The organism is Telluria sp. ZB4P34, assembly GCF_059686055.1.
The window spans coordinates 172,198-184,580 of record NZ_JCASIF010000005.1 but is presented as its reverse complement, the minus strand read 5'-3'; the positions used below and the strand labels follow the sequence as shown (position 1 = coordinate 184,580).

The 12,383-nt window shown below is 63.8% G+C and carries 13 protein-coding genes; 10 read left to right on the top strand and 3 right to left on the bottom strand.

What is annotated here, in order from left to right; translation table 11 throughout:
• Positions 1-34: 34 nt before the first annotated feature.
• From AC56KL_RS11645 to AC56KL_RS11635, 3 genes are all read right to left on the bottom strand, one after another.
• Entirely contained in the window at positions 35-559 is a 525-nt protein-coding gene (locus AC56KL_RS11645; protein WP_497180318.1) for a YybH family protein, read from the bottom strand.
• Positions 560-600: 41 nt separating this feature from the next.
• Complete coding sequence (locus AC56KL_RS11640; RefSeq protein ID WP_497180317.1) at positions 601-1,764, bottom strand: dienelactone hydrolase family protein; 1,164 nt, start codon at positions 1,762-1,764, stop codon at positions 601-603.
• Between the two features lie 232 nt (positions 1,765-1,996).
• Complete coding sequence (locus AC56KL_RS11635; protein WP_497180316.1) at positions 1,997-3,361, bottom strand: M23 family metallopeptidase; 1,365 nt, start codon at positions 3,359-3,361, stop codon at positions 1,997-1,999.
• A gap of 169 nt (positions 3,362-3,530) precedes the next feature.
• Between AC56KL_RS11635 and tyrS the strand changes: the two genes are divergently transcribed.
• From tyrS to ruvB, 10 genes are all read left to right on the top strand, one after another.
• Positions 3,531-4,808 (top strand): tyrosine--tRNA ligase, encoded by a 1,278-nt coding sequence (gene tyrS / locus AC56KL_RS11630; RefSeq protein ID WP_497180315.1) that lies wholly within the window; start codon positions 3,531-3,533, stop codon positions 4,806-4,808.
• Between the two features lie 10 nt (positions 4,809-4,818).
• Entirely contained in the window at positions 4,819-5,319 is a 501-nt protein-coding gene (dtd, locus tag AC56KL_RS11625) for a D-aminoacyl-tRNA deacylase (protein ID WP_497180314.1), read from the top strand.
• A 14-nt stretch (positions 5,320-5,333) separates the two neighbouring features.
• Positions 5,334-5,990 carry a YbhB/YbcL family Raf kinase inhibitor-like protein gene (locus tag AC56KL_RS11620; protein ID WP_497180313.1) on the top strand — a complete coding sequence of 219 codons (657 nt, stop codon included), beginning with the start codon at positions 5,334-5,336 and terminating at the stop codon, positions 5,988-5,990.
• A gap of 38 nt (positions 5,991-6,028) precedes the next feature.
• Positions 6,029-6,706 (top strand): histidine phosphatase family protein, encoded by a 678-nt coding sequence (locus AC56KL_RS11615; protein WP_497180312.1) that lies wholly within the window; start codon positions 6,029-6,031, stop codon positions 6,704-6,706.
• A gap of 140 nt (positions 6,707-6,846) precedes the next feature.
• The gene (gene dusB, locus AC56KL_RS11610; protein WP_497180311.1) at positions 6,847-7,884 is read left to right on the top strand and encodes a tRNA dihydrouridine synthase DusB; all 1,038 of its coding nucleotides are present in this window, start codon (positions 6,847-6,849) and stop codon (positions 7,882-7,884) included.
• 102 nt (positions 7,885-7,986) lie between these two features.
• On the top strand, positions 7,987-8,220 hold the full coding sequence (locus AC56KL_RS11605) for a helix-turn-helix domain-containing protein (protein WP_027865797.1): 234 nt from the start codon (positions 7,987-7,989) through the stop codon (positions 8,218-8,220).
• 99 nt (positions 8,221-8,319) lie between these two features.
• Complete coding sequence (purH, locus tag AC56KL_RS11600) at positions 8,320-9,906, top strand: bifunctional phosphoribosylaminoimidazolecarboxamide formyltransferase/IMP cyclohydrolase (protein WP_497180310.1); 1,587 nt, start codon at positions 8,320-8,322, stop codon at positions 9,904-9,906.
• Between the two features lie 216 nt (positions 9,907-10,122).
• Positions 10,123-10,659 (top strand): crossover junction endodeoxyribonuclease RuvC, encoded by a 537-nt coding sequence (gene ruvC, locus AC56KL_RS11595; protein ID WP_497180309.1) that lies wholly within the window; start codon positions 10,123-10,125, stop codon positions 10,657-10,659.
• A 26-nt stretch (positions 10,660-10,685) separates the two neighbouring features.
• On the top strand, positions 10,686-11,264 hold the full coding sequence (ruvA, locus tag AC56KL_RS11590) for a Holliday junction branch migration protein RuvA (protein ID WP_497180308.1): 579 nt from the start codon (positions 10,686-10,688) through the stop codon (positions 11,262-11,264).
• 16 nt (positions 11,265-11,280) lie between these two features.
• The gene (gene ruvB, locus AC56KL_RS11585; RefSeq protein ID WP_497180307.1) at positions 11,281-12,348 is read left to right on the top strand and encodes a Holliday junction branch migration DNA helicase RuvB; all 1,068 of its coding nucleotides are present in this window, start codon (positions 11,281-11,283) and stop codon (positions 12,346-12,348) included.
• Positions 12,349-12,383 lie beyond the last annotated feature (35 nt).

Sequence of the window (12,383 nt, the reverse complement as noted above, 5' to 3'; positions counted from 1 at the left end):
CGCTTCAATCCAGCATTGAGATAACTTTGCTGGCTTATTTTTTCGGCCGCGGCTGCGGATTCTCTTCCGCCGACCAGATTACCGCAGCAATCTTCCACCCGTCTTCGGTGCGAACCATCTGCCAGCTTTCCTTGCCCCAGTTGTTGCGGTAGTTACCTACCATGAAGCTGTAGTCGAACAGCACCTGGGCCATCTCGCCGTCGGTATCGATGCGGACGTTGTCGAAGGTTTCGGTGCGCGCTTCCGGGGCACGGGCGATGGACTCGATGAACTTGCGCGGGCTGCCGGCTTCCGCCTTCGGGGTCGGCGGCTTCGGATCCTTCAGGCTGGCGCGGTAGCGCGCCACGCTGGCGTCGGTGTATACCCCGACCCAGGTAATGTCCTCGCGCAGGAACAGGCGCATGAAGCCCTCCTTGTCCTTGTCGACGAGGGCCTTGCCGAAGGCCTGGATCACCGCTTCGATCTTCTGCCGGCTGTCCGCCGGGTTTTCGGCGAAAGCATACTGAGGCGTGCTTGCGGACAGGGCCAGGCACAGGGCGGTGGCGAGAACGGGTTTCATCGGGTCTCCTCTTCTATGTAGTATGGGTGGATGGCGTGCGCTCACGGACGCGCCGCAAAAAACTTGCTCTCGACACTGTGGCGCGGCATGCCGAGCTGTTCGGGCTTTTTCATCAGGTAGTCGAAGCCGCCGCGCTCGCCCTTCAGGGCGCCGTTCAGGAAATTCAGGACATACCTGCCGGCCAGGGCATACGACTGGGCGATTTCGTCGCGGGTGTAGTCGCCGAAGTCGAGCGGATCGAGGCGCAGGTAGCTGGTGCCGAAATAAACATGCTCCATCGCGTACATCGTCACCAGGTAGACGTCGGCGCCCGTCATCTTCTGCAGGATGGAGCCGGAATGGTCCGGCTTGAACTTGAGTCCGCGCTCGAAGGGCGGCGGGCGCTGGGCCAGGTAGAGCAGGGGAGTGCGCAGCTGTTCCGGCTTCAGGTAAGGCACTTTCTCCAGCATGGCGTGGCGGTAGCGCACGGTACCGTCCAGGCACACCAGGGCCTTGATGCGTTCGTCCTGGGCCGCGGCCAGCACATTGGCCATGCCGCCGAAGGAGAAACCGGCCACGGCCAGTCGGCTGACGTCGGCCTGCGGCAGCGATTGCGCATAATTCACCAGGAAGCGGATATCGGCCGCCTGGGCTTCGGCGTGCGCCAGATCGCCTTTCTGCCAGCGTCCGTCGACGCCGAGGGCCGGGCTGGCAATGACGAGGTAGCCGTGGCTGGCCAGGAATTCCATCATCTCGGCATTCTCGAAAACATTACTGCTCAGGCTAGGGGAGTAAATCACCACCGGATACGTGCCCCGCAGCGCCTTCGCATCGCGCACGGCCCAGCGCACATCTCGACGCTCCACAGCGATCTGTTCGGCAGGTTTGTTCTCGGTAACGATCTTCAGCCACTCTGCGAGGACCTTCTCCCGTTCCGCAGGGGAGCGGGTGAAATCGTCGTCCCAGCCCAACAGCTGGAGGTAGTCGTCGTAGCGCATCGGCTTCCCGCCTTTCACGGCCGGATACCAGATGGCGGTCTGGATCGGGCGCGGCTTGCGGGCATCCTGCGGCGCGGTCGAAGGATAACTGCGGCTCGGGTCCACCTGCTCGACCACGCGGAAGCCGACGGCAAAACTGCCTGGCTTGTTCAGGAAGGGAAACGCCTGCTGGGCGCTCGCTGGAGGGTCGATCAGGAGGAGCAGGATGAAGCCGAGAAGCCTGAGCATGGTGTGTCTCCTTGTATTGTTGATCTCCTTTTACTCTAGCATCGAATCAGTAATAAAAGTGCCATCTAATAGCAATTATTTTTCCTTTAAGTGGAATCTATGGTGTCTGCATAACGGAAGGGTCGCGACAGTGTGCGCGGCTGAGGAATGCCACGGTAAACGGGGAGAGCAGAAAGCAAACGCCCCGCGGCATGCACGATGCGGCGGGGCGTTGAGGGGAGAGCGGTAGGGCTTAGCGAGCGGCCATTGCGTTGCCGCTCGGTGCGAGCAGCGAGAAGCGGTGGTTCATCTCGGCAGCGGCCATGCGGAAGCGCGTCAGCTCCGCCTGGCTCAGCGGCTGCTGGGCCAGCGACTTGAACTTGTCCGGGTTCTGCGCCTGGCCTGCAACGCGGAATTCGTAGTGCAGGTGCGGACCGGTCGACCAGCCGGTCGAGCCGACGTAGCCGATCACCTGGCCCTGGCTGACTTTGCTGCCCTTGCGCATGCCCGGCGCGAAGCGGCTCATGTGGGCGTAGGCGGTGCTGTATTTCGACCAGTGCTTGACGACGACCTGGTTGCCGTAGCCGCCGCTGTTGCCGGCGAAATCGATGACGCCATCGGCCACCGCGCGGATCGGGGTGCCGGTCGAGGCGGCGTAGTCGACGCCCTTGTGCGCCTTCCACTTGCCCGAGAGCGGGTGCACGCGCATCGAGAAGCCCGACGAGATGCGCGAGAATTCCAGCGGCGACTTGAGGAAGGCTTTTTTCAGCGCCTTGCCGTCCAGGCTGTAATAACCGCCTTGCTTGGTGACCGGATCTTCGTACCAGACCGACTGGTAGGCGACGCCGCGGTTGATGAATTCGCCTGCCAGGATGCGGCCAGTCTTGACCAGTTCGCCGTCGAGCCAGAAGGTTTCGTAGACGACATTGAAACGGTCGCCGCGCTTGATGTCGGAACGGAAGTCGATGTTGGTCGAAAACATCTCGATCATCTGGCCGACCACTGAGTCCGGCATGCTGCCGCCGTCCACGTTGGAGTCGGTTGCCGAATACAGCGAGGTGGTGATTTCGCGCGAACGCATCTCGACGCGGCGCTCCAGCTTGGCCGGCGCGTCGATGGCGACGAACTTCTCGCCGCGGCGCTCGACCGTGATCTGGCGTGCATCGCCGGCCTTGCCGTCGGCGATGGTGGCGCGCAGCGACAGCAGCAGGCCATGTTCATCGGTTTCGGCCTGGATGCGCTTGCCGGTCTTGAGCGACAGCAGGCGGCGGGCGGTCTTGTCAGTGCGGACGAATTTCTGGGCGTCGGCGTCGCTGACGCCAAGGCGGTTGAAGAGGGAGCCGAGCGAATCGCCGGGGCGAATGCGCTCCTCGTGGATGAATTGCTGCTCGTCTTGCTGGAGGGCGGCGATCTGGTCTGCGAGGTTCGGCAGTGCCAGGTCTTGCTCGATCGACTTGACCGGCAGGTCGGAAGCGTCGGGAGCGATCGGGGCCACGCCGACGGCGCCGAAGGCGCACATGCTCAGGAACGCGGCGCCGGCGCTGAGGATACGCGCCTTGCGGGTTCGTGGCACCAGCTGGAGCAGGCTCTTACGGGTGATTTTTTGTGTAGGGTTCATGCAATCAGTTAAAATTTGCGGCTGAACTTCCAGGTCCCGTCTTCATCTATTTTTATTATCGTTATGTAAAGTTATCCACGGGAAACATAAAAACGATCGTGAATTATACCAAAAGATGTGGTCCTACAACCGTCTTAGATAATTTCCTACACGCATATCCCATACGCATATGACTTCTCAAGTTTCGTCCGGCAGCGGTGCTCCGGTAAATAATTCCGCCCCCCTGCCGTTGACGGACAAGGTGCTCGAGGCGCTGGCCGTGACCAGGCGCGGTGTCGATGAACTGCTGATCGAAGCCGAATTCGCCCAGAAGCTGGCGCGTTCGGAACAGAGCGGCGCGCCGCTGCGCATCAAGCTGGGCCTGGACCCGACCGCGCCCGACCTGCACCTTGGCCACACCGTGGTGCTGAACAAGATGCGCCAGCTGCAGGACCTGGGTCACCAGGTGATTTTCCTGATCGGCGACTTCACCTCGATGATCGGCGACCCTTCGGGCCGCAATGCCACGCGTCCGCCGCTGACCCGCGAGCAGGTCGAGGAAAACGCGATGACCTACTTCCGCCAGGCTTCCCTGGTGCTGGACGCCGCACGCACGGAGATCCGCTACAACTCCGAATGGTGCGACCCGCTGGGCGCGCGCGGGATGATCCAGCTCGCCTCGCGTTACACCGTGGCCCGGATGATGGAGCGCGACGATTTCACCAAGCGCTACAAGAGTGGGACCCCGATCGCAGTGCATGAGTTCCTTTACCCTTTGATGCAGGGCTATGATTCGGTCGCTTTGAAGGCAGACCTGGAACTTGGCGGCACCGACCAGAAGTTCAACCTGCTTGTTGGCCGTGAGTTGCAGAAAGATTATGGCCAGGAGCAGCAATGCATCCTGACCATGCCCCTGCTCGAGGGCCTGGATGGTGTGGAAAAAATGTCGAAGTCGAAGAATAACTACATCGGCATTACCGAAGCGCCCAATACGATGTTCGGCAAGCTGATGAGCATTTCGGACGACATGATGTGGAAGTACTTCGATTTGCTGTCCTTCCGTTCGATCGCCGACATCGGGCAGCTCAAGGCCGAGGTCGCCGGCGGCGCCAATCCCCGCGATGCAAAAGTTGCGCTGGGCAAGGAGATCGTCGCACGCTTCCATTCGGGCCAGGCTGCCGAGGATGCGCTGGCCGACTTCGTCAACCGCTCCAGGGGCGGCATCCCGGACGACGTGCCGGAAGTGAGTCTTTCCGGCGCGCCGCTGGGCGTGGCCCAGCTGCTCAAGGCTGCCGGCCTGTGCGCGTCGAGCTCGGAAGCCATGCGCATGGTCGACCAGGGCGGCGTGCGCATCGACGGCGCCGTCGTCAGCGACAAGGGCCTGCAGGTCGAGGCGGGCACCTTCGTGATCCAGGTGGGCAAGCGCAAGTTCGCCCGCGTGACCTTGAGCGGTTCGCCGCAGCGATGATCGGTCTCCGATGATCGGCTTGCTACAACGCGTGAGCGAGGCCAGCGTGCGCGTCGACGGCGAGGTCGTCGGCGCGATTGGCGCCGGCCTGATGGTGCTCGTATGCGCCGAGAAAGGCGACACCGAGCGCGAAGCCGAGGCCCTGCTCACCAAGCTCCTGGCTTACCGCGTGTTTTCCGATGACGCCGGCAAGATGAACCGCAGCATCACGGATACGCGAGGGGGCGTGCTGCTGGTGCCGCAGTTCACGCTGGCTGCGGACACGAAATCGGGCACCCGTCCCTCGTTCTCGCCGGCGGCGGCGCCTGAAGACGGACGGCGCCTGTTCGATCATGTCGTGCGCCAGGCCCGTGAACGCCATGGCATTGTCGAGACCGGCAGATTCGGCGCGGACATGAAAGTTTCAATCGTCAACGATGGTCCGGTCACTTTCTGGCTGCGGGTTGATCCTGTCGCAGTAGGGTTGCGCAGCGCTGAAACCCCTGCCTTCATCAAGGGTCATAGCAAGTAGCGCTGGGAGGACGTATGCGTATCTGGAGCGATTCATTTAGCGAGGGCGGGCCGATCCCGCCGCATTGTGCGTTTGCGGTGCCTGACCCCGACAGCCACGTGAAGCTGTCCAGCAATCGCAGTCCGCACCTGGCCTGGGACGACGTGCCTGCGGGTACGCAGTCCCTGGTGCTGATCTGCCACGATCCCGACGTGCCGTCCGTGGGCGACGACGTCAACCAGGAAGGCAAGACCGTCCCTGTTTCGCTGCCGCGGGTGGACTTTTTCCACTGGACGCTGGTGGACATCCTGGTCTGCCTGAAGTCGCTGGCCGAGGGCATGTTCTCCGACATGGTCACGCCGCACGGCAAGGCGGGGCCGCTGGTGCCGTTCACGATCAAGAACGGCACCGAACACCAGCTGCGCCAGGGCATCAACGACTATACCGGCTGGTTCGCGGGCGACCCCGACATGGCCGGCGAATACTACGGCTACGACGGCCCGTGTCCGCCCTGGAACGACGAACGGGTGCATACTTATGTGTTTACCGTGTATGCGCTCGACATCCCGCGCCTGCCCTTGGTAGGGCGCTTCACCGGCGCCGAGCTGCGCCTGGCGATCCGGGGCCATATCCTGGACGAAGCGCGTACCTTCGGCACCTATACCCTGAACCCGGACCTGATCCCGGTTTGAACAATGAACACGCCCCGAGGTTCGGGCAAACGAACCTCATGCTTTCGCACAAACAGCTTGCACCCGCCGCCAAGGCGACGACCATCCTCCTGATCCGCCACGGCGAAACCGCCTGGAATGCCGAAAAACGGCTGCAGGGCCACCTCGACATCGCCCTGAATGCCGAAGGCGAGCGCCAGGCGGCCCTGCTCGGCGCCGCGCTCGCGGCCGAGGCGGTTGATCACATCATTTCCAGTGACTTGCTGCGCGCGCGCCAGACTGCCGAAGCCATCGCCCGCGGACGCGGCGCACGGGTCGAGGTCGACACACGGCTGCGCGAGCGCTGCTATGGCGGTTTTGAAGGTTTGCTGTACAGCGACATCGCGGCCCGTTTCCCGCGCGAGTTCGCGGCCTGGCAGGCGCGCGACGTCGACGGCGTCTTGCCGCCCGGGGCGAACCGGGGCGAAAGCTTCCGCCAGTTCTACGAGCGCGCAACGGGCGCCATCGCGGCGCATGCGGCCGCCCATCCGGGCATGACGATCGCACTGGTGGCGCATGGCGGCGTGCTCGAGTGCGCCTACCGCCAGGCGCTCGGGCTGTCGCTGGAGACGCCGCGCGATTTCAAGGTCTTGAATGCAAGCGTGAACCGGTTTGTGCTGGAGGAGGGACGCTTGCGGCTGATTAGCTGGGGCGAGGTGGGGCACCTCCAGCCGGCCGTGCTGGATGATGTCGGGTAAGGGTTCGCCACTGCCTACCCCCACTCTTCACCCCTGCCAATATCACACACGCAACAATCGCCAAAAATTCTGCCGCTATTTTGAGCAGCGATTGAGGTAAAATAATAGGTTCCCCGAGAAACTTTCGAGACTTTTCCCCTGTGCAAATCGGTCCCTACCTCCTGCGAAACAACGTCTTCGTCGCCCCCATGGCCGGGGTGACCGACCGGCCGTTCCGCCAGCTGTGCAAGCAGCTGGGCGCAGGTTATGCCGTGTCTGAAATGGCCGCCTCGAATCCGCGCCTGTGGGCCAGCGAAAAGACCTCGCGCCGCATCGACCACGCCGGGGAAATGGAACCGAAGGCCGTCCAGATCGCCGGCGCCGACCCCAAGGACCTGGCCGACTGCGCCAGGTTCAACGTCGAGCGCGGCGCCCAGATCATCGACATCAACATGGGCTGCCCGGTAAAGAAGGTGTGCAACAGCTGGTGCGGATCGGCGCTGCTGCAGCACGAAGACCTGGTTGAACGCATCCTGCACGCCGTGGTCGAGGCGGTGGACGTGCCCGTCACCCTGAAATTCCGTACGGGCTGGGATCGCCAGAACAGGAATGCCTTGCGCATTGCCCGCATGGCCGAACAGGCCGGCATCCAGATGCTGACCCTGCACGGCCGCACCCGCGCCGACGGCTACAAGGGCGAGGCCGAGTACGACACCATCCGCGCCGTCAAGGCCGCGGTGGGCATCCCGGTGGTGGCCAACGGCGACATCACCACGCCGGAAAAAGCGAAGTTCGTGCTCGACTATACCGGCGCCGATGCCGTCATGATCGGCCGCGCCGCCCAGGGCCGTCCCTGGATCTGCCGCGAGATCGACCATTTCCTGCGCACGGGCCAGCATTTGCCGGCCCCGCTGGTCGAGGAAGTGCGCGCGCTGATGAACGAACACCTGCCGGCGCATTACGCTTTCTATGGCGAATACGTCGGCGTGCGCACCGCCCGTAAACATATCGGGTGGTATGTGCAGGATCTGCCGGGCGGGGAAGAGTTCCGCCAACGTATGAACCTGCTGGAATCGACTGCCGAGCAGCTGGCGGCGGTCGACACGTTTTTCAAATCGCAACTCCGGCATGGCGAGCGGTTACAATACCGGCCCGCGCATGCCGCCGCGAATGTGGACGACGCGGCGATGGCAGCATAAATAGCAGCAGCATCAGCAGCATGCACATATAAGAATTAGAACAGACGGGGACACGCTGCACCAGCGGCGAGCAATCATTAACCAGGATAAGCAGCAGAGAACATGAGCAAAGAAAGTATCCAGGAAGTCGTCCAGAAAAGCCTCGAGGACTATTTCAACGATCTGGGCGAGCAGAAACCGACGAACATCTACGACATGATGGTCCTGACGGTCGAAAAGCCGGTCCTTGAAGTGGTCATGACGCGCGCCGACGGCAACCAGTCGCACGCGGCGCAGATGCTGGGCATCAACCGGAACACTTTGCGCAAGAAGCTGCAGGAGCACGGGCTCCTCTAAAGCCCTGACATGGCGTGGCCGTGTCCTTGCGCGCGGCCTGCATGTACATGCGCAGGTCCGCGCGCCCGGACGCCAGAATTCTCAACCACAGGCCTCACCATGATCAAACAAGCACTGATTTCCGTTTCCGACAAAACCGGCGTCCTCGATTTCGCGAAGGCCCTGTCCGGCCTCGGCGTCAATATCCTGTCCACCGGCGGCACCGCTAAGCTGCTGCAGGAAAATGGCGTGCAAGTCACTGAAGTTGCCGATTACACCGGTTTCCCGGAAATGCTCGACGGCCGGGTCAAGACCCTGCACCCGAAGGTCCACGGCGGCATCCTGGCGCGCCGGGACTTGCCGGAGCACGTCGCCAAGCTGGACGAGCACGGCATCCCGCAGATCGACATGGTCGTGGTCAACCTGTACCCGTTCCAGCAGACCGTCGCCAAGGATCAGTGCTCGCTGGAAGACGCGATCGAGAACATCGACATCGGCGGGCCGACCATGCTGCGCTCGGCCGCCAAGAACCACCGCGACGTGGTGGTGATCGTCGACCCGGCCGACTATGGCCCCGTGCTGGCGGAGATGAAAGGCACCGGTACCGACGCCGGTCCGGTCAGCTACGAGACCAAGTTCCGCCTGGCCAAGAAAGTATTTGCCCACACGGCCCAGTACGACGGTGCGATCACCAACTACCTCACCAGCCTGGGCGAAGACCGCCTGCATGCGACCCGCTCCAGCTATCCGCAGACCCTGAACATGAGCTTCGAGAAGGTCCAGGACATGCGCTACGGCGAAAACCCGCACCAGGGCGCCGCCTTCTACCGCGACCCCGTCGCCACCCCGGGCGCGCTGGCCAACTACCGCCAGCTGCAGGGCAAGGAACTCTCGTACAACAACATCGCCGACGCCGACGCGGCCTGGGAATGCGTCAAGTCGCTCGGCGGCCTGGGCCAGCCGGCCGGCTGCGTGATCGTCAAGCACGCCAATCCCTGCGGCGTGGCGATCGGCGTCGATGCGCTGGACGCCTACAACCGCGCGCTGCAGACCGACCCGACTTCGGCCTTCGGCGGCATCATCGCCTTCAACGTGGAAGTCGACGGCCGTGCGGCGGAAGCGGTGTCGAAGCTGTTCGTCGAGGTGCTGATCGCGCCGTCGTTCACGCCTGAGGCACGCCAGATCATGTCGGCCAAGCAGAACGTGCGCCTGCTCGAGATTCCGCTGGGCGAAGGCCAGAACGCCTGGGACCTCAAGCGCGTCGGCGGTGGCGTGCTGGTGCAGGCGCCGGATGCGAAGAACGTGGGCCTGGGCGAACTGCGTGTGGTCAGCAAGAAGCAGCCGACCCAGCAGCAGCTGCAGGACCTGATGTTCGCCTGGCGCGTGGCCAAGTTCGTCAAGTCGAACGCGATCGTGTTCTGCGCCAACGGCATGACCCTTGGCGTGGGCGCCGGCCAGATGAGCCGCATCGACTCGGCGCGCATCGCCTCGATCAAGGCGCAGAATGCGGGCCTGTCCCTGAGCGGTTCGGCGGTGGCGTCGGATGCCTTCTTCCCGTTCCGCGACGGGCTGGACGTGGTGGTGGATGCGGGCGCGACCTGCGTGATCCATCCGGGCGGCTCGATGCGTGACCAGGAAGTGATCGATGCGGCGGATGAGCGCGGCGTGGTGATGCTGTACACGGGTACCCGTCACTTCCGCCATTAAACGGCTTGTCGTCATCGTAGGGTGGTCGGCTCTGCCGACCGCGCGTCCAACCAGCTTGGGTATGGACGCGCTGTGTTTTTCATACCTTGTTTGAACGCGCGGTCGGCGAAGCCGGCTGCGCGCCCCGGACCACCCTACGTGGTAAGCTTTGTAGCACACTGTGTTTTTGCACAGTATTTTTCCCACGAACACCCTCCAGCCGTATATCATTCCACAATGATTATTCTCGGCATCGACCCGGGCCTGCGTACGACGGGGTTTGGCGTCATTGAAAAACACGGCAGCAAGCTGCGCTACATCGCGTCCGGCACCATCAAGACCGGCACCGAGGGTGCGCTGCCCCCGCGCCTCAAGGAGATCCTGAACGGCGTCGGCGAAATCGTCGCCGCCTATGCGCCCACCTGCGCGGCCATCGAAAAAGTGTTTGTGAACGTGAACCCGCAGTCCACGCTGCTGCTGGGCCAGGCGCGCGGCGCCGCCATCACGGCGCTGGTCGGCGCCGACCTCGACGTGGCCGAATACACGGCCGTGCAGGTCAAGCAGGCCGTGGTCGGCACCGGCAAGGCCGCCAAGGCGCAGGTGCAGGACATGGTGTCGCGCCTGTTGAAGCTCCCCGGCCTGCCGGGCACCGATGCAGCGGACGCGCTCGGCGTCGCCATCTGCCATGCCCACAGCATCGACACGCTGTCGATGATCGGCGCGCTGTCCCCGAGCGCGCCACCGCTGCGCATGAAACGCAGCCGCCTCGTTTAAGCATCGAAGAAAAACAAGGAACCACGATGATCGGTCGTCTCTCCGGAACCCTGCTCGAAAAAGCGCCGCCGCATGTGCTGGTGGACTGCAACGGCGTCGGCTATGAAGTCGACGTGCCGATGAGCACCTTCTACAACCTGCCGCATACCGGCGAAAAGGTGGTGCTGTTCACCCACCTGATCGTGCGCGAGGATGCGCACCTGCTGTTCGGCTTCGGCACGGCATCCGAGCGGGCCTTGTTCCGCCAGCTCATCAAGATCACCGGCATCGGCGCGCGCATGGCCTTGTCGATCCTGTCGGGCATGACGGTGGCCGACCTGTCGCAGGCCGTCACGCTGCAGGAAACCGGCCGCCTGGTGAAGATTCCCGGCATCGGCAAGAAGACCGCCGAACGCCTGCTGCTCGAACTGAAGGGCAAGCTGGGCGCCGACATCGGCGTGGTCGGAGGCAGCCCGCGCGACGACGCGCAGGCGGACGTGCTCAATGCGCTGCTCGCTTTGGGGTATTCTGACAAGGAAGCGCTCCTCGCGATCAAGAACATGCCGGCCGGCGCCACGGTGTCCGACGGCATCAAGTTCGCGCTGAAGGCGCTGTCGAAAGCCTAAGGGTTAAACAAGCAGCATGAGCATCCAGACCGACAACTTCACCGAGCACCGCGTCATCGACGCCGCGCCCGCCTCGCCCAACGAGGAGGCGATCGAACGCGCCCTGCGCCCCAAGCAGCTGGACGAATACGTCGGCCAGTCGAAGATCCGCGACCAGCTCGAGATCTTCATCAGCGCCGCGCGCAAGCGCCGCGAGGCGCTCGACCACACGCTGCTGTTCGGCCCGCCGGGTCTCGGTAAGACCACGCTGGCCCACATCATCGCGCGCGAGATGGGCGTGAACCTGCGCCAGACCTCGGGCCCGGTGCTGGAGCGTCCGGGCGACCTGGCCGCGCTGCTGACCAACCTCGAGCCGAACGACGTGCTGTTCATCGACGAGATCCACCGCCTGTCGCCGGTGGTCGAGGAAATCCTGTACCCGGCGCTCGAGGACTACCAGATCGACATCATGATCGGCGAAGGCCCGGCCGCGCGTTCCGTGAAGCTCGACCTGCAGCCCTTCACCCTGGTGGGCGCCACCACCCGCGCCGGCATGCTCACCAATCCGCTGCGCGACCGCTTCGGCATCGTGGCGCGCCTCGAGTTCTATAATGTCGAGGAGCTGACCAAGATTGTCCTGCGCAGCGCCGCGCTGCTGGCGGCCCCGATCAACGAGGCCGGCGCGCGCGAGGTGGCCAAGCGCGCCCGCGGCACGCCGCGGATCGCCAACCGCCTGCTGCGCCGCGTGCGCGACTATGCGGAAGTGAAGGGGAACGGCGAGATCACCGTGGACATGGCCGACCGGGCCCTGAAGATGCTCGACGTCGACACCGTCGGCTTCGACGTCATGGACCGCAAGCTGCTCGAAGCGGTGCTGTTCAAGTTCGCCGGCGGCCCAGTGGGCATCGGCAACCTGGCGGCGGCGATCGGCGAGGCCGCCGACACCATCGAGGACGTGCTGGAACCCTACCTGATCCAGCAGGGCTACCTGCAGCGCACCCCGCGCGGCCGCATTGCCACGCCGCTGGCCTACCAGCACTTCGGCGTCACCGCACCGCGCATCAGCCCGACGGGCGATTTGTGGGATAACCTGCCGCAAGCGTGATCCTGGCGCCACTTGATCCGGCAGGAGGGCGCAAG